The sequence below is a fragment of the Bacteroides galacturonicus genome (assembly GCF_003096855.1).
Classification (GTDB): Bacteria; Bacillota; Clostridia; order Lachnospirales; family Lachnospiraceae; genus Lachnospira; species Lachnospira rogosae.
In genome coordinates this window covers 298,295-314,466 of sequence record NZ_QEOA01000005.1, presented here as the reverse complement: position 1 = coordinate 314,466, position 16,172 = coordinate 298,295, and the positions used below count along the sequence as shown (strand labels likewise).

General features: G+C 51.7%; 21 protein-coding genes. 1 reads left to right on the top strand and 20 read right to left on the bottom strand.

The features are described from left to right. Nucleotides 1–16 precede the first annotated feature (16 nt). The 12 genes from C7390_RS08340 to C7390_RS08280 form a co-directional block, all read right to left on the bottom strand. Nucleotides 17–2,416 (bottom strand): VirB4-like conjugal transfer ATPase, CD1110 family, encoded by a 2,400-nt coding sequence (locus tag C7390_RS08340; protein WP_116443972.1) that lies wholly within the window; start codon nt 2,414–2,416, stop codon nt 17–19. Next, nucleotides 2,346–2,768 (bottom strand): PrgI family protein, encoded by a 423-nt coding sequence (locus C7390_RS08335; RefSeq protein WP_116444025.1) that lies wholly within the window; start codon nt 2,766–2,768, stop codon nt 2,346–2,348. The genes C7390_RS08340 and C7390_RS08335 overlap by 71 nt, the downstream gene beginning before the upstream one ends. 13 nt (nt 2,769–2,781) lie before the next feature. Next, nucleotides 2,782–3,306, bottom strand: a complete 525-nt coding sequence (locus C7390_RS08330) for an MT-A70 family methyltransferase (RefSeq protein WP_318295636.1) — start codon at nt 3,304–3,306, stop codon at nt 2,782–2,784. 48 nt (nt 3,307–3,354) lie between these two features. Further along, the gene (locus tag C7390_RS08325; RefSeq protein WP_116443970.1) at nt 3,355–4,218 is read right to left on the bottom strand and encodes a VirB6/TrbL-like conjugal transfer protein, CD1112 family; all 864 of its coding nucleotides are present in this window, start codon (nt 4,216–4,218) and stop codon (nt 3,355–3,357) included. A gap of 89 nt (nt 4,219–4,307) precedes the next feature. Continuing rightward, nucleotides 4,308–4,469: a Maff2 family mobile element protein gene (locus C7390_RS13910; RefSeq protein ID WP_116443969.1), complete on the bottom strand. Its 162-nt coding sequence runs from the start codon at nt 4,467–4,469 to the stop codon at nt 4,308–4,310. 21 nt (nt 4,470–4,490) lie between these two features. Further along, nucleotides 4,491–5,591: a recombinase family protein gene (locus C7390_RS08315; RefSeq protein WP_456362880.1), complete on the bottom strand. Its 1,101-nt coding sequence runs from the start codon at nt 5,589–5,591 to the stop codon at nt 4,491–4,493. A 9-nt stretch (nt 5,592–5,600) separates the two neighbouring features. After that, nucleotides 5,601–6,101 (bottom strand): recombinase family protein, encoded by a 501-nt coding sequence (locus tag C7390_RS13905; RefSeq protein WP_456362879.1) that lies wholly within the window; start codon nt 6,099–6,101, stop codon nt 5,601–5,603. A 111-nt stretch (nt 6,102–6,212) separates the two neighbouring features. Continuing rightward, nucleotides 6,213–6,401: a transposon-encoded TnpW family protein gene (locus tag C7390_RS08310; protein ID WP_002569233.1), complete on the bottom strand. Its 189-nt coding sequence runs from the start codon at nt 6,399–6,401 to the stop codon at nt 6,213–6,215. After that, entirely contained in the window at nt 6,398–7,252 is an 855-nt protein-coding gene (locus tag C7390_RS08305) for an ATP-binding protein (RefSeq protein WP_009255551.1), read from the bottom strand. Before C7390_RS08305 ends, C7390_RS08310 begins: the two co-directional genes overlap by 4 nt. After that, a complete protein-coding gene (locus tag C7390_RS08300) occupies nt 7,249–7,998 on the bottom strand; it encodes a phage replisome organizer N-terminal domain-containing protein (RefSeq protein WP_006555734.1) in 750 nt (249 codons plus the stop codon). The genes C7390_RS08305 and C7390_RS08300 overlap by 4 nt, the downstream gene beginning before the upstream one ends. 386 nt (nt 7,999–8,384) lie before the next feature. Next, entirely contained in the window at nt 8,385–10,007 is a 1,623-nt protein-coding gene (locus C7390_RS08285) for a relaxase/mobilization nuclease domain-containing protein (RefSeq protein WP_116443968.1), read from the bottom strand. Next, on the bottom strand, nt 9,979–10,377 hold the full coding sequence (locus C7390_RS08280; protein WP_002569238.1) for a plasmid mobilization protein: 399 nt from the start codon (nt 10,375–10,377) through the stop codon (nt 9,979–9,981). The genes C7390_RS08285 and C7390_RS08280 overlap by 29 nt, the downstream gene beginning before the upstream one ends. Before the next feature lie 76 nt (nt 10,378–10,453). On the opposite strand from C7390_RS08280, the gene C7390_RS13710 reads away from it, so the two are divergent. Then, nucleotides 10,454–10,966: a hypothetical protein gene (locus C7390_RS13710; RefSeq protein WP_318295622.1), complete on the top strand. Its 513-nt coding sequence runs from the start codon at nt 10,454–10,456 to the stop codon at nt 10,964–10,966. On the opposite strand, the gene C7390_RS08270 is transcribed toward C7390_RS13710, so the two are convergent. The 8 genes from C7390_RS08270 to C7390_RS08235 all read right to left on the bottom strand — a co-directional run bounded on the left by C7390_RS08270 (nt 10,911) and on the right by C7390_RS08235 (nt 16,126). Further along, nucleotides 10,911–11,321 (bottom strand): hypothetical protein, encoded by a 411-nt coding sequence (locus tag C7390_RS08270; protein WP_318295621.1) that lies wholly within the window; start codon nt 11,319–11,321, stop codon nt 10,911–10,913. The genes C7390_RS13710 and C7390_RS08270 overlap by 56 nt on opposite strands. A gap of 57 nt (nt 11,322–11,378) precedes the next feature. Next, on the bottom strand, nt 11,379–11,576 hold the full coding sequence (locus tag C7390_RS08265; RefSeq protein WP_008982227.1) for a helix-turn-helix domain-containing protein: 198 nt from the start codon (nt 11,574–11,576) through the stop codon (nt 11,379–11,381). After that, entirely contained in the window at nt 11,554–12,012 is a 459-nt protein-coding gene (locus C7390_RS08260; RefSeq protein WP_023921375.1) for an RNA polymerase sigma factor, read from the bottom strand. Before C7390_RS08260 ends, C7390_RS08265 begins: the two co-directional genes overlap by 23 nt. 158 nt (nt 12,013–12,170) lie before the next feature. Beyond that, the gene (locus C7390_RS08255) at nt 12,171–12,875 is read right to left on the bottom strand and encodes a zf-HC2 domain-containing protein (RefSeq protein WP_006573567.1); all 705 of its coding nucleotides are present in this window, start codon (nt 12,873–12,875) and stop codon (nt 12,171–12,173) included. After that, the gene (locus C7390_RS08250) at nt 12,868–13,353 is read right to left on the bottom strand and encodes an RNA polymerase sigma factor (protein ID WP_008818014.1); all 486 of its coding nucleotides are present in this window, start codon (nt 13,351–13,353) and stop codon (nt 12,868–12,870) included. Before C7390_RS08250 ends, C7390_RS08255 begins: the two co-directional genes overlap by 8 nt. 272 nt (nt 13,354–13,625) lie before the next feature. Continuing rightward, the gene (locus C7390_RS08245) at nt 13,626–13,766 is read right to left on the bottom strand and encodes a Maff2 family mobile element protein (RefSeq protein ID WP_116443967.1); all 141 of its coding nucleotides are present in this window, start codon (nt 13,764–13,766) and stop codon (nt 13,626–13,628) included. Between the two features lie 78 nt (nt 13,767–13,844). Continuing rightward, nucleotides 13,845–15,653: a VirD4-like conjugal transfer protein, CD1115 family gene (locus C7390_RS08240; protein ID WP_116443966.1), complete on the bottom strand. Its 1,809-nt coding sequence runs from the start codon at nt 15,651–15,653 to the stop codon at nt 13,845–13,847. Continuing rightward, nucleotides 15,650–16,126, bottom strand: a complete 477-nt coding sequence (locus C7390_RS08235) for a PcfB family protein (RefSeq protein WP_116443965.1) — start codon at nt 16,124–16,126, stop codon at nt 15,650–15,652. Before C7390_RS08235 ends, C7390_RS08240 begins: the two co-directional genes overlap by 4 nt. Nucleotides 16,127–16,172 lie beyond the last annotated feature (46 nt).

The window sequence follows — 16,172 nt, the reverse complement described above, 5'->3', positions numbered from 1 at the left end:
TTGCTGTGTTTGGGGGTCATTGACTTATCACCTCGCTTAACCGGGTCGTCATAATCTTGTAAAGCTGGGTGTTGTGGGGGATCGGATTGGTAAAGGGCAGCACCACGTTTTCAAAGATCAAAAGGCCCTCGCCGGGTTCGGAATTGTCGATGTACTTCTGCTGGTCTGCCGACAGGTTGAGCCGTTCCGCAAGGATTTTTCTGTCCCCGGATGCCTGATTGAGCAGCGTGATAAAATCGCTGTTTTCCAGAATATTTTCAATCTCCGGGGAGGAAAGCAGATCTTTCACGTTCTGCGTCGCGCCGGTGGGGATACCGCCCCATTTCCTGAACCGTTTCCAGATTTCAGCGGAATAGGCCGCCGTCTGTTCCTCTTTCAGAAGCAAGTGGAACTCGTCGGCAAAGTACCATGTGGCCTTGCCCTGGCTGCGGTTGGCGGTGACGCGGCCCCAAATCTGGTCTTGGACAATGAGCATCCCCAGCTTTTTGAGCTGTTTGCCCAGCTCCTTGATGTCAAAGGCCACAAGCCGGTTGCCAATGTCCACGTTGGTACGGTGGTTAAAGACGTTCAGGGAGCCGGACACATACAGGTCAAGAGCCTGCGCCACACGGTCAGCCTCCGGGACATGCTGATCTAACAGGGCTTTGTGGAGGTCGGACAGAATCGGCATATTTTCCGGGCGGGGGTCTGCCAGATAGGGCCGGTAGATCACCCGCACGGCCCGGTCAATGACCGTCTTTTCAATGGGTTCCAGCCCGTTCTTGCCGCCCATGACCAGCTCGCAGAACGACAGCACAAAGTCGGATTTCAGGGCCAGCGGGTTATCGTCCTCGGAATAGTTCAGGTTGATGTCCAGCGGGTTCACATAGTCCCGGCTGGTGGGCGACAGCCGAATCACCTGACCGTGGAGCCGCTTCACCAGCGGATAGTATTCAGCCTCCGGGTCGGAAATAAAAATATCGTCAGGCGTCGTTAAGAACACACTGACGATCTCGGATTTACAGCTCATGGATTTGCCGCTGCCGGGGGTGCCTAATTTCAGACCGTTGGGACACCGGGCCTGTTTTCTGTCCAGCATAATCATGTTGTGGGACTTGGCGTTGACGCCGTAATACATGGCTGCGCCGCCCTGAAAAAGCTCCTGCGTCACAAAGGGGACGAACACGGCCACGCTGGAAGTGGTAAGGCCCCGCTGGATTTTGATCTGGTTGACGCCCAGCGGCAGGCTGCTCACAAGGCCCTGTTCCTGCTGGTAGTCCAGACGGACAAGGGAACAGTTGTATTTCTGCGCCACACCGGCGGCCTGAAACACATCGTTGCTCAACTTCTGTTTGGTATCGGCCACGTTCAGCACAAGAAACGTCAGCATGAAAAGGCGCTCATTTCTGGTTTGCAGCTTGGTCAGCAGCTTCTTGGCGTCCTCCCCGTAGGTGGCAAGGTCGGAGGGAAGTATGTCCATATCATAGCCGCTGCGGACGGCCTTTTTCTGCTCCTGTATCTTCATGGCGTCAAGGTCGGTGATCTTGCGCTTGATGGTCTTAATGGCCTCGGTCTGGTCGATGGCCTGCACATGGAGGTTCACTAAAATACTGCTGTCTGTATTGAGAAAATCGGCCAGCATTTCATCCGAAAGCTCCGGGGCGAGGATTTGCAGGAAGCTCACCGCGCCGTATTTGCCGCCCATGCCAAAGGTCTTTGCAGTGCCGAAGCACAGGGAGAATGGAGCGATAAAGTCCTTGGTGGAAAGGCCGGAGGGGGTCATCCACTTCCAGTCAAAATTGAACAGCTCCCCGTCCGGGTGGAACACGCCATGTAGCACCGCAAGCCGTTCTTTGCCGTTCATCACATGGGCCACAGCTCCCATCGACTTGAAGTAACCTAAGAGGTCAAGGCCGATGCGGTTCAGTCTGGCCCTTGCAGATTTCGGGCTGTCGGCCTCAATGGTGAACGTCAGGTACTTGGTCTTGACAATGCCGTTGTTGCCGTTTGCAAGCTGCTTTTGGAGGATGCCGGTGTACTCGGCCCGGATGTCGTCGAAGTCGTCCCCCTGCGGCACGATTTCAAAGCTCTTGGCGTACTGCACCGGGTCAACCCTGCGGTTCAGGAACGAAAACTGAACGTGAATAGAGGCGTCCACATAGTTGTAGAGGTCGCACAGGTGTTCAAAGATGGCCGTCTTGGTGTCCGGCTGGGCGAGCTGATAGCTGATGTCCTCAAAGGCAATGCACTTGGAAAAGGTATTTTTCGTCAGGCGGCACACACCGTCCGGGTACATGGCCTCATAGGGGATGGTGGCCTGCGCCGTATGGGGCTTGCCGTCGCCCTTGTACTTGCGGATTACCGCGTCAATTTCTTTTCGCTGGGCGCGGGTCAGCTTTGTTTTTTCGGGTTCTCTTGGGATTTCTTTTTTGGACAATGGCCTTTACCTCCTGTTCCATTTGATGCTGCCGCATAAGGGCGGCATAGGCGTTGTTGGTCTGGTAGGGGCGCTCCTTGGGGCGGAGGAAGCAGCACTGAATCATCTGCATTACCACCACTTCAAGGGGCTGGCCGTGACGCTCATACATGGCAAGCAAAAAGCCCGGCAGCATGATAAATACCATGAGCAGGGCCGCCGCACTGGTGGAGAGATAGTCACGGGTGAGAAAGTATAACGGGACGCCTACCAGCAGCGCACCGCCAAAACAGATCAGTTGCCGTTTGGTAAGGCCAAACACAACCTTGGATTTCACATGGGTTAAGTCCTTGGGGACAGTTACATAAGCCATCTGGCACCTCCTTTTACGATGGGTTCATGGTAAGATCACATTCCACTTCGTTGCCCCATGCATCCCAGCCGGGGCATTTCTGTCTGGCAAACAGCTCCACGCGGGGCAAGTCGCCCGCCAGCTCCACGATCTTGTCACGGGTCACATCCGGCTTTTTGCTGTGCTGTTCAATCGGGCTGATAATGAACTGGTGGACAGCGGCAGAATGACGTTTCGGTTTGCCGCGCTTTGCCAGCAGGCAGATTTCCGCGTTCCCCCTTGTCCAGTAACCCAGCCCGTAAAACCATGTAGGGCTTTTGCGGTTCTGTTTCAGCCAGACAAAGGCCACCGTCTTGAACGTAAAGCCCCATGCCCGGATAAGCTGCAACGCCTCCGGCAGCATGGGAAATGTGGCCCACAAAAACAGCAGACAGTCCTTGGCAGCCAGTGTTTCCACCGGCAGGGCGCACAGCTTGTCTATGCTCATGGTGGGATAGTGATTTTCCGCTGCACCCGATTTGTTTTTGCACTCATACCGCCACGGCGGATCGGCGTAAATGATGTTGTATGTTGAAATAAATGATTTCCTCCTGTGTGTAGTTGATTTTTAATGCGCCGAGAATACGGATTTACTGATGCTGCCGGTCTTGAACAGGCAGAAGCACAGAAGCACCGTATAGCCCATGCAGCCCCAGATTGCGCCGGATATGTCAGAAGCGGAAGCAATGTTCTGTATCAGCACCGCATAGATACCGACAACAACCATGATTAAAAAGGCTTGGAAGCCCAGCGCCAGCAGGGATTTCAAGTAGTTCTGGCCCATGCCGCGCCATTCGCTGTTTCCCATTGTGGCAAGGGGGATAGGCCCTAACGAGGTTACGACGTAAATTTCAATCATGCGCCCGTAGGTCACAAGGAAAATACAGATGGCGAGAATGTTCATGGTAAGGCCCACCACAAGGGTCTGGAACCACAGGCCCAAAAGCCCGCCCACGCTCATAGCCTCCAACTGGCTTTCAAGGTCAGGTATCAGGCTGTTAAAATCCACGGACGTTTCCCCGATAATCACACCGGCGCTTTGGTTGACGACGCTCTGGGTGGCGTCAAAGATGCCCATGACGATGTTCCATGTGTTGCTGACAATTAGAATGGCAAACGCAGACTTGAAAATCCAGCGGAAGAACATGGAACTGTCAAAGTCGTGCATATTGTTTTTCTCTGTTATCATCTGTATCAGCTCCATGCACATGACACAGGCAAGGATGGCCGCTGCGATAGGCAACACCACCGTTTCAGACAGGTTTTGCAGCATATTGAAAATGCCGCTGTTCCACGCCTGCGGGGTGGCCCCTACATCGGCGGCGATTTCTCCGACTTTGGCATTTACATTGTCAAACAGCCCGGACAGGTTGCCTGTGATGCCGTCGATTAGAATACCTTTTATCCATTCTTCAATGATTTCACTAATCACGGGTAAACACCTCCTTTCCCGCGCCCTCCCGGTCAGGCCGGGAGAGCGCGGAGGGGATTAGTGCGGATGGTTACGGACAAACGCCGGGCTTATCCCAGCAGACCGGACAGCAGGGGAATGAGGGTCACACCGATCAGGGCCACACCGCCGCCAGCGACAAGCTGCTTTACGCCCTGGCTCTTTACTGATGTGCGATAAAGAAGTAATAGAAGTGTAAAAAATTTTGCCGTTCCTATCCGGCACTTGCGCATTGTGTCGGATAGGTCGGGCGGTTATTCGGGCAAGTCCACCTTGCCAACAAAAGAATAATAAATCTCAATGTCCTGTCTGCGGGTCTTGTTCTCGTCATAGCTGCACTCATGCACAACGATTTTCTCTACAAACTCCCGCAGCAGAGTAGGGGTAAGTTCTTCAAAGCTGGTATGCCGCCGGACAACATTCATAAACTTTTCTGCGTTCACGGTGGCTTCCTGTGCTTTGGAAAGCTCCGCTTGAATAGCAGCGGCTCTTTCTTTCAGCTCCCGTTGCTCTGCTTCATAGTCTGCCGACAGCTCTGTGAAACGCTCGTCTGATATGCGCCCGGTCACGCTGTCCTCATACAGCCGCTTGAAGATAGCGGATAACTCGGCTATGCGTTTCTCGGAGGCTTCCAGTTCCTTTTTCTTGGCGGCGTTCCTGCGTTTGCCCCCGTCCTCGTTCTGCTCAATCAAGAGTTTCATAAACCGGGCTTCATGCTTTGCCGCATAGCTGGTCACTTTCCGCAGATTGGAGAGTACACCAGCGGTCAAGAGGTCGGTGCGGATAAAGTGCGCCGTACAGTCATGGGTGCGTTTCTTGTAGTTGCCGCAGATATAACAGTCCTGCTTGCGCTTGTCCGTCTGGTATCGCTGCTGATACATCACGCTGCCGCAGTCCGCACAGAACAGTATGCCGGAGAACAAACCCACTTCATCATAGCGGTTTGGGCGTTTGCGCTGTTTGCGAAGCTCCTGCACCCGTTCCCATGTTTGGGTGTCTATGATAGGCTCGTGGTGGTTCTCGAAAATCACTTGCTTTTCCGGGGGATTTTCTACACTGTGCTTGACTTTGTAAGAAAGTTTTTCTGTCTTGAAATTTACCAGACAGCCTGTGTATTCCCGGTTTTCAAGGATATGCACTACGGTATTGGTCGCCCACTTGCACTCATAGCCGGGGTGGTAGCGGCGGGTGCTGCCCGTCCTGCGGTATTCAAGCGTTCCCGGCGTGGGGATTTGCTGCTCTGTGAGCATACGGGCTATCTTGGTCGGACCATTCCCGGCAAGACAGAGGTTGTATATCTGCTTGACTACGGGTGCAGCTTCCTCGTCAATAATGAAATTTTCATCCTCGTCCATGAGGTAGCCTTACACAGGCTTGCTTGTGATGGGCTTGCCATTCATGCCTTTTGAGCGTTTTACTGCTTTGATTTTCTTGCTCGTATCTCTCACCAGCCATTCGTTAAAGATATTCCGCAGCGGGGCAAAGTCATTGTCGCCCTGTGCGCTGTCCACTCCATCATTGATAGCGATGAAGCGGACACCTTTCTGTGGGAAAATCATTTCCGTGTACATTCCCACTTGCAGGTAGTTTCGCCCTAACCTCGACATATCCTTTACGATAACTGTCCCGACTTTTCCGGCTTCAATGTCCGCAAGCATGGCTTGAAAACCGGGTCTTTGAAAGTTCGCACCAGAATAACCGTCGTCCGTGTACCAGCGCAGATTGGAAAAGCCGTTCTGCTTTGCATAGGTTTCAAGGATACGCTTCTGATTGGAAATGGAATTGCTTTCGCCTTGCAGCTCGTCCTCATGGGATAGTCTTGGGTAAAGGGCGGTAATTGGTTGTTGGTTGGTCTGTCTTAACATAAAATCCTCCGTTTCCGACAGCCAGCCCCACTATTCCGTACCTTGATTGTACCACATGGGGCGGCTGTCTGTATAGCGGCAAAAGCGTCAAATCTGCTTCTTTATGGTCGGTCAAATCGCCGTTTTTTGTGTAGCAGCTTCCGCTTCCAGCACTTTCATCATCTTGTCGGCTGCGGTGTCGGTTGCGCCCTGCTTGAAGAAGCCGGAAACGGTAAGGACGGAGTTGCCCATGCGGATTTCCGTCACACAGTCCGGGCGGCGGTCTGTTTTGGTGGTGCTTGTCTGTTTCGTTTCTGTCATAGGCTCTCCTTTCGCTGCTTCATCAGTTGCTTTAAGCGTTCCAGCTTTTCCTGTGCGGTTTCCTTTCGGAAGTTGCTGCCCGTGAAGCGGACGGGGGCGCACATGGAAGTCAGCCTGTCATAGATACGGGCGTGGGGCGTGTCCTGCGGGTGCTGCAATTCCTCCAGCGTGAGGTTGGTCGTGGCGATCAGCGGCTTGCCGCTTCGGTAACGGCTGTCAATCACGCTGTAAACCTGTTCCAGCCCGTATTCTGTCCCTCGCTCCATACCAAAATCATCAAGTATCAGCAGGGGGTAGCTGCAAAGGCGGGAAATATATTCGTTCCTGCCCTCAAAGCTGGCGGCAAGGTCACCCAGTATCGTTGCAAAGTTTGTCATGCACACCGGGACTTCCTGCTCCATAAGGGCGTTGGCGATACAGGCGGCAAGGTAGCTTTTTCCCGTCCCCACGCCTCCCCAAAACAGGTAGCCGATATTTTCAGCCTGCATGGTTTCCCAGCTCTCCACATAAAAGCGGGCGGTTTCGGTCTGTGGGTTTCTGCCGTTGTCATGCTCAAATGTCCAGTTCCGCATAGCAGGGTCAGTAAAGCCCCGGCGTTTCAAGTCCTCCACTTTTTCAAGGTGCTTCTGTCGGCTTTCGGCGGCTTGCTGCTTTTCACGGGCTGCCCGCTGGCAGTCGCAGTCTGTTGGGTGGCGGTCACGCCCGAAACAAGTCTTTCCCTCTGCAAAATAGGCTTCTTTGGGCGTATGGCACTTACCGCAGTATAAAAGCCCGTCCTCGCCTGTGTAATCCTCCGCTTCGGTGGTAGTGGTTGTAATGTCCGTAATCATAGCTTCAATCTCGTTTTTCATAAGCTCTCGCCCTCCTTGCATGAATAATCGGGTATGCCCTGTTTCGGGGCAGCCTTGCCTTTGGCAGCGTCCTCCTGCGCCCACTTGTAAATGGTGGCTGCATGGCTATGGTACTGCTTCCCGGTGGAAGCGATATGGCAGGAAAGCCGGTCAAGGTAATACTCCCACTTGTCGGGCAGCTCTGTTTTCAGCCCGGAAAGCTCTGTATCGGTCAGTATCACATTGTTGTATCTGCCATAAGCAGCGGGGGCGGGGTGTCCCGTTTCTCCCTCTCTCTCTTTTTCTATCTCTATCTCTTTCTCTAACTCTATCTCTATCTCTGGTGGACGAATGTCGGACAAATGTCCGCCTTTTGTCCGGGGCGGTAAAAGTGCCTTGTTTTCCAGCCTTGCAGCCCGTTTCCTCTCGGCTTCGGTAGAGGACTGTCCTATCATCAGCTCAATATCGGTCATATAAAAAGCCCCGCTGTCAAGCTGCTCCACAAGCCCCAACTGCCGGAAAATCTCTAAAGCCCTCTCAACCGTCCCTATCTGGTGGCGGGTCAGTGTCGCTATCATCTGCGCTGTGTAGGGGATATGCTCGTCAAGCTGTAATTTCCCGCCGTTTTTCAGCGATTTTAAGTACAGCTTCAAGAGGATATTGGAGTATAAAATCCCGTCTTTCATATCTTCCAGCAGCACAATGGAGTCGCTGTCAAAAAAGTTCTCTTTCAGCTTGAGGTAGTAATACTTGCGGTTATCTGCCATTGTCCCTGTCCTCCTTTTTCCGGCGTTTGGAGTAGTAGTGGGGGCAGAGTATGATAACCGCCCGGAAGCTCTGCTTGCAGCTATGGGTACAGCCCCGGCAGAGGTCGTTGTATGTGATACGGTCGCAGGTGGTATTCCCGACTTTTACTTGCCGCAGGAAAAAAGACCATTCCAGCCGCCGTTTCTTGCTCATTCTTGGCATGGGTGCGCTCCTTTCTGCCGTTTCCGCTGGTGTGGCGGTATCGGCGGTAATTCTGTATCATCTCGGTATCATTTTCGGGGTTTTTCTGCCCTGTAAGCCCGTTAAAAAATCCTTTGGTATTGCGGATAGGGTGCGGGGCAGCCCCCTTGTTCTGTATGGGTTCGGGTACATTTTGGGGCGGTTTTTATCGCTCCTGTTCCTGCCTTTTCACAGGCTTGCGTTCCCGGCGTAAAATCTGGTCGATATTGCCCTTGACAGTCTGTAAGCGGCGGTATTCCTCCCGTTTTGCCCGGTAATCGTTGTAGCCGCTGTTTTTCTCTTTGATAAGGCTTTCAATCTCTGCTTGCAGGGCTTTATAGCTCGGCAGCTTGGAAATGCCGTTCTCCCTGAAATAGCGGGCGGCTGCGTCTGCTATGATAAAGTCGCTTTCATGCTTCTGTCGGTAGGCTGCTTTTGCCTTGGCGTTTTTCTGCTGTTTCAGCCCGCCCCGGACAGGGCGGGTCTTGGAATAGGCAAGCACCTGCCGTTGCAGCTCCTTTTTCCCGTTCAGTGTCTTTTCCACCTGCTTCAGCTCTGTAAGGCTTTCCTGCATGGCGGCATAGGCGGCAGAACAGGCTTCGTCCAGTTCCTCCGGGGAAGAAAAGCCGTACTGCTGGTAGGCGGTAACGGTAGCTGCCATTTGCTTTAGATTGTGCTTTGACGCCCAGCGGTCATAGCCCACGCCCTTGCCCTCGGCTCGCTTGGCTTCCCGGTCAACCATGCGCTGCAAGGTGTTGTCTGCCGGGGTGGTTTTTGTGGTTTTTTCCCCTTGTAACGGCTTTTTAACTGCGGCAGGATATTCGGGTATGGCTTTGGTCTGTTCGGCGGCTCTGTGGGCGTTCTGCGTGAGCAGGGCAAGGACAGCAGCCTTGTCAAAATCGTCCCCCAGCTTCCGGGCTGTGATAGGCTTTGTCCTGTCCGGTGTGAGGTAGGAAAGCCGCCCCCGGCTCTCCTTGACGGTCACACCCTCCCGCAGCAAAAGGGAAGAAAACTCGTCAAAGCTGGTAGCTTGGGAAAGTGCCTGCCGTATCGTCCGGCGCAGCTTCGCCTTGTCCGTTTCAAACTTGGTGGGCTTGGTCGGCTGTCCTGCGGCTTCTCTGGCGGCGTTCTCTTTATCAAGGGCAAGCTGCCCTTTCTTTGCCGCCCAGTATTCCCGTTCGGTTATCCGTTCCTTGCTGCCGTTCAAGAGGTCGATTTGGTAAAGTCCCTCCCGGTGGCACATCTCCATGACTTCACTCTTGAAATATTCCATAGCGGCGTTGGTGCAGCGGTGCTTGCAGCCCTCCCGTGTGTCGGCTGGTCTGTCCATGTAGGGCAGAAGCGGGACTTCATAAATCCGCAGGGAGTTGATGACGATATGCACATGGATATTGCCGCTGTGGTTATGCCCGTCCGGGTGGGTGCAGACTAAGGCTTGGTGTCCGGGGAAATGCTCTTTACAGAACTGCTCGCCCAGCTCCTGCGCCCGGTCTACGGTCAAGCCGTTGTCTGTCCCGTCCCGTGGGTCAAAGCTGATGATATAGTGGTGGCTTTTCACATCTTCCCGTTTTTGGTTTTTCTCATAGCGGAGATTAGCCCGCATACAGGCAACAGCGAAATCCTCGCCCCCACAGTTGAGGGAAGAAATGCGGTAATCCTCCCTCGGTATCAGCCGCCCGTTTTCATCAAGGGTGGGCTTCATGGTAAACTCGTCATGCTCAAATGTGAGATAGGCTTCCGCTGCGCCATAGTCCGCATTTTTAGAGCTGATATGTTTGAATGTTGCCAACAGCGTCACCCACTTTCTGCAAGACTTCAAACTTTAGGGCAGCAAGGTCGGAAACCGCCGCCCGTACCTCCCCGGCAAGCTGCGGGTAGGGGCTGTGCCACTCGTTCAGCGTCCGGGCTATCTGGTTTAAGTTGCCGCCGATCCGACCGTATTCGGCGGTCAGCTTCCCGACAGCGGCAAGCAACTCGTCATTGACGGGGGAAACGGTTATGATGGGGCGTATGGCTGCCCCGGTTATGGCTTGCCGGATAAACTCGGCTTGGCTCATGTTGTAAGCAGAAAGCCTTTCCGCAAACTCGGCGTATTCTTCCTCGGTCATGCGTGTCTTGACTACCCGGCTGCGGTGCGGCGTGTTATATCGTTTTCGCATGGTAAAACCTCCTTTCGGCTGTGCGTGGTGTCCTCTCACTAATAGGAGAAAAACAGGGTGTAAAGCGGAACTGTTTTTGAAAAATCCGAAAAATTATTTTGAGGGATTTTTCAGCGGCGCAAGCCGCATAAGCAGGGTTTGGGGAAGGCACTCCCCAACAAGATTCCCGCAGGGGCAAAATGAGCGAAAAGCGAATTTTGGTACTGCGGTAGAATCTTGCTCTAAAAAACTACCGCTTTCCTCGGCGGCTCTGGTTTGCGGATATACTGGCTTGCTCCACCAATATAGCGATTGCGGCGGCGTGTTCTGCCCGCTGTTCACCACTACAACGGTGAAAAGGGGGCGTTTTGGCAAACGCAGCGGAAATTTTTTTGTTTTACCTGTCTGCTCCCTACAACAATCCGGCGGTGTGGTTTGCCAAAGATTTTTGAAAATGGGCGCAAAAAAAGCAGTAAACCTTTTCAAGATTTACTGCTTATCTGCCGCTGTGATGGGCGGCGGTATTAAATTGTCAGCCGTTTTTCAAATGGAATTTATCTGCAATCGCTTTCTTTCTGCTTTCCAATTCCTTTTCTGTAATCTTCCATAATCCTAACGCAATGATCTGCTATCTTTTGCATTCCGAGTTTTTCAAAAAAGGCAATTTGTATTTTCATCATTTCTTCACAAACAGTCAACTTCTGCTCATCCATATTGCTAATAGCAAGCCATGGGAACGCTTTATATTTCTTAGTGTCCCCAATGAGAAAATTGTACCCTATCAACTCATTTTCACGGAAAACGAAATAGAATTGTGGGCCTGAACCTGGAACTGACTTTTCCATAATTTGCTGCATTGTTTTCACGCCGCCGTATGCCGGAAAAAAACCTATTCGCTCAAGAGCATTTAATATGTCAATCCTTTTATCTGTGGGTATGTCTCTATAATTGATAATCTGTTCCATTTGCTCTACCCTCATTGAAGTTTAATTTGTTAGGCTCTAATTATACAACTTTTCTGTTTAGCGGTCAAAGTGGAACTTCAACAGGCTTTCTATCAGTTGCCTGACGATATGCTCCTGCATATCCGTGTTAATCTGTCCGTCCATTTTCGCACAAGAGCGGATATATCCCGCATAATGGGATAGGACGGCGGCAACAGCTTCCGGGTCGCCCTCGCTTGCCTTAACGATTGTCTCATAGGGAAGTAGCTGGCTCATAGGACAAACCCTCCAACTCTGCCCGTAGCCGCCGTAAAATCATCTGAATACGCCGCCCGGTTGTGTTGCCAGCCCGTCCATATCTCCGTCCAATCTCCCTATGCGTCAATCGTTGGAAGTAGTACAAGAAAATGATTTCCTGTTCCATCTGTGATAGTGCGGACAGGGCTGCGGCAAGCTCTGGGCTTTCCAAAAGCACCATCTGACCACAGACGAAAAGCGGATAGCTGGTCATGCCGGATTGCTCCGCAAAGTATTTATCTGTGGTACTGAATGGATAGTGTTTTTCTTCTATCAGATATTCAAGCGAGATTTCCCGCTTGCGGCGGCTCCGTATGCTCCGGGCTGCGTCTATGGCAGCGTGGCGAATAACAGTCTTGCAAAAGGCATCGTGTGTATGCCGGATATGTTCTTGATACTTTTCGTGTTCGGTCATGGAAAATCCCCCTTTCTGAATAATGGCAGAGGGCGGCAACATCTTGTGCTGTCGCCCTCTTGATTACCGAACAGCAAAGACGGGCGGGGCTGTCAACAGCGGCGCATTTCCGCCGTTCATCTTGACCGTTGACAGGCTCGGCTGGGTTTGCTATCTGCTCACGGCAATTCACTCTCATTGATAGGAATTGCTTCAAGTTCCGTATTCAAATTGTTCCAATAAGAGCCGATATCCGCACTTGTGAAATACTTAAAACCGCCTGCTGCTGACTTCAATTCGCCGTTTTTAACTCCATAGCAGGCGTAAATCAAATCGTAGCTTGTTCCATCTGAGAGGTTAAATCTAAAGCTGGTCACAGCTGCTCCGGCAGTTTCCTCAGTTGTTTTGTCTTTTAAGGATAAGCCCTTGAACTTATCATACAGGGTCTTTATATCATTTTCAGCAACAACTACTTTCTTTTCTGCTGATGCAGGCACTTCGTCATAGTGGTACATTTCAACGCTTTCGACATCTTCAACCTCAAATGGGAAGTCGATTTTGACAGGCTCATAAGCAATGTTTATAGGTAACAGAAAGAGAGCTGCAAAAATTGCAATGATACAAAGAGCGATGGAAACGAGAACAGCAATCGTTATCTTTTTTTTGCCTCTCTGCTTTTCTTTTGCCTCATGGCGCATAATAACGCTTTCGCTTTCTTCGTGAAGAACATCTTCGTTCGTGTGAGAAAGCAATTTCTGATAAATTGCGTTACAGTCAGCACAGGCGTTCAAATGCTCTTTTACCATCTCTGCGCTTGCTTCGCTGCAAGCACCGTCAACATACAGCGGAAGAATATCTCGAACAATATCGCATTGTTTACTCATGCTTTTCATCCATCCTTTCTTGAATTTTTAGCTTTGCACGATGATAAGTAACTCTCGCCCATGATTCTGTTTTTCCAAAAATTGCAGCGATTTGTGAAAAAGATAGTTCCCCGAATACGCGAAGCTGAAAGACTTCTTTGTATGGTTCTTCCAAACGGTGAAGAACGAGGTGTATGCGGAACGCCATGTCAGAATCTGCAACTGAGTTCTCAACATTTTCATTTGATGGCAAGTCATTGATTTCACTCACATCAGCTACTCGCTGACGGCTTCGCATTTCATCATGGTAAAGATTTTTTGCTATGGAGCAGAGCCATGTCAATTCATCTGACTTACCTTTGAATTGTGATGTTGTAGAAACAGCCTTATAGAATGTGTTCTGCGTGATTTCCTCTGCTATCTCACGATTTTTGGCAAGAGAAATAGTATACGAGTATACCTGTAAATAGTAGGCTTTATAGAGCTTTTCATAGTCCATACTTGTCATCACCTCCTTCAGCTTCATAGGTTAGACGGAGAAATCGGAATTTCGTTACAAAGAAGTTTGAAATTTTTATACCTTTACGATACTCTTGCTTTCTGCGGACTATTGGTAGACGCGCATTAACGGCAAGCAAAGAGATTGCTGTGTCAGCTTGATATGTTCAAATGCTAATTAAGTATAGCACACAGCTATGAATTTTTCTATTGCGTTCCCCTGACTTCGGAATAGTGGCAGGGCTGGCTGTCTTTGTTTTGCTTTGTGCTTCTCTACCGTACATGAGCATTAGCGCCGGGGTTGTCCTGGCCGTAGCCCTCCAGAAGATTAACGCCGCCCCAGACGCACAGGCCGCCGCCCAGTCCGATCACGATAGTCTGCAAAGTGTTCACTGCGCTGTTGAAAAATTCCATAAATGGCCTCACTTTCTGCCGCGTTTTGCGGCTCACAAAATTGTTTGATTTGGTTTTGGGTATGAAAATAGCCGCTGCTTATTCAGCGGCGGCATCCTCGTCCGACAGATCAATTTCGTACAGGTCGAAAACCTCGTCCTGCGTCACCACTTGCTGCCGTTTCCGGCGCGTAGCAGTCAAAAACCTGTCCACATCAAAGGTGTTTTTCTTGCCGGCGTCAGCAAGATACTTGTAGCGGGGGTGCTTGGTAATATCGAATTTCTCCGACAAAAACGGACGCACACCCCGTAGCTGCAAGATGCACTTGCCGCCGTCCATCACAGCGATTTCGTCTTGGCTCATCAGCTCCTTTCCTAACTTTTGGTAGTTCAGTCCGTGGGATGTCTGGCTTCCCCGATTCTCGCTGGTGTTGAAACTGTCAATGGTTTCCTTGCCCAGCGCGTCGGAGATTTCCTTGGCATTTTTGCCGCGCCCACTCAGGAAAAGCACAGAATCACAGTTGTCCGATATGATTTCGGCAGCGTCCTTGTAGATGGCCTTTAACTGCGACTGGCTCTGCAAAATAATAGAAGCCGAGATTTCCCGGCTTCGGATGGTGGCGATCAATTTATCAAAGTTTGGTATCTGACCGATGTTGGCAAACTCGTCTAAGATCAGCCGCACATGGACAGGCAGCCGTCCGCCGTACTTATCATCGGCCCGGTCACAAAGTAAGTTGATAAGCTGGCTTTGGAGCATAGCCAGAATGAAATTGAAAGTGGTGTCCGTGTCGCTCATAATGAGAAACAGCACCGTCTTTTCGTCCCCGATGGTGTCCAGCTCCATTTCGTCGTCCTCCATCAGCTCGCGCACTTCCCGGATGTCAAAGGGGGCCAAACGTGCGCCGCAGCTTATCAGGATAGAGGAACGGGTTTTACCAGCGGACAGCAGGAATTTCTTATACTGCCGCACGGCAAAATGGTCAGGGTCTTTCTGCTCCAATCGTTCAAACATCAGGTCTACGGGGCTTTGAAACTCCGGGTCGTCCTCGCGGGCTTCACTGGCATTTATCATTTCCAGCAGCGTTGTGAAGTTCATTTCCTCTGCCGGGGCCTCATACCAGATGTAACCGATCAGGGCCGTGTAAAACAGCCGTTCCGACTTCACCCAAAAATCCTCTGCTGATTTTTCACCCTCGCCCTTGGTGTTGGCAATCAGGGTATTTACCAGCTTTAGCACGTCCTTTTCCGAGTGGATGTAGACGAAAGGATTGTATTTCATGGATTTCGAAAAGTTGATGGTGTTCAGAATTTTTATGCGGTAGCCCGCCTGCTGAAACATCTTTCCCGTTTCGAGAACAAGGGTGCCTTTGGGGTCAGTCACCACGAATGAGGTCGGGTAGTCCGTGGTCGGAAAGCATTGCATCAGGTTGGGCTTCACGAAAAAGCGGGTCTTACCCGAACCGCTGCCGCCGATCACCAGCACGTTTTTGTTCCGCGCTGTTTTGGGGTCTTTGGGCCTCCCGGTCATAGTCAGCCGTTCCGTTTGGGTCAGCAGGATATTGTTTTCAAACTTGGGGTCGATATAGGGGGCAATATCCTTGGCCGTCCCCCAACGGGCGCTGCCGTACTCCACACCCTTGCGGTACTTCTTGGCGTTCTTGCCCTTGCAGTACACCACCAGCCGCACGATCAAAGCACCGGCGACGCCGACGCAGAAATCAAACAGTTGCAGGCTGGGGAGGGGATTTGCAAAGGCCGCCGTGAAACCGTCCGCAAGATGCAGGAGCTTTCCCGACAGGTCGGCACCGGCGGCCAGCCGATACGCCTGCCCGCATTTTCCGAACAGGTACACAAAAAACAGATACGGGAGGTTGAGGATCACCAGCTTTTTCACATCAGGCTTCACCGTTCCAGCCCCCTTTCTCTGATTTTCTCCTTGGCCCTCTGCTTGGTCTGCTCCGCCGTTTTTTGCTTCATGGCAGACAGCACCTTGCGGATGGAGGGGCGTTGCTCCTTGGAGAGTGTCTTTGCCGTAAACTCCCGGAACGCCTGTTCCAGATTGTCCGCATCCTTGGATTTGAAGATCACGACGTAGTGGGGCGGCTGGGTGGTCTTATCCTTTCGCAAGGCAAAATCCACGCCGTATTTCTTGGCACAGGGCTTGAATGCGCCAATGTTGGCCTCGGTGATCTCAATGTTGGAGAGGGCCGCCCCATGCTTTTTGAGCTGCTTTAGGCTCTGCTGGCCGTGGTGCAGCGTGGTCTTGCCTTTGGCCCGGTGCTGCAAATACTTTTTCAGCGCCGCTTGCAGCACTTGGGCCGTGAGCTTGCCCGTTTTCATGGACAGGGCAATGGTTTTCTGATCGACTTCTTCCTGCAATAAGCATCCCTCCTTGTCAAAAAGTCAAAAATGGCGTCTAAGGTGG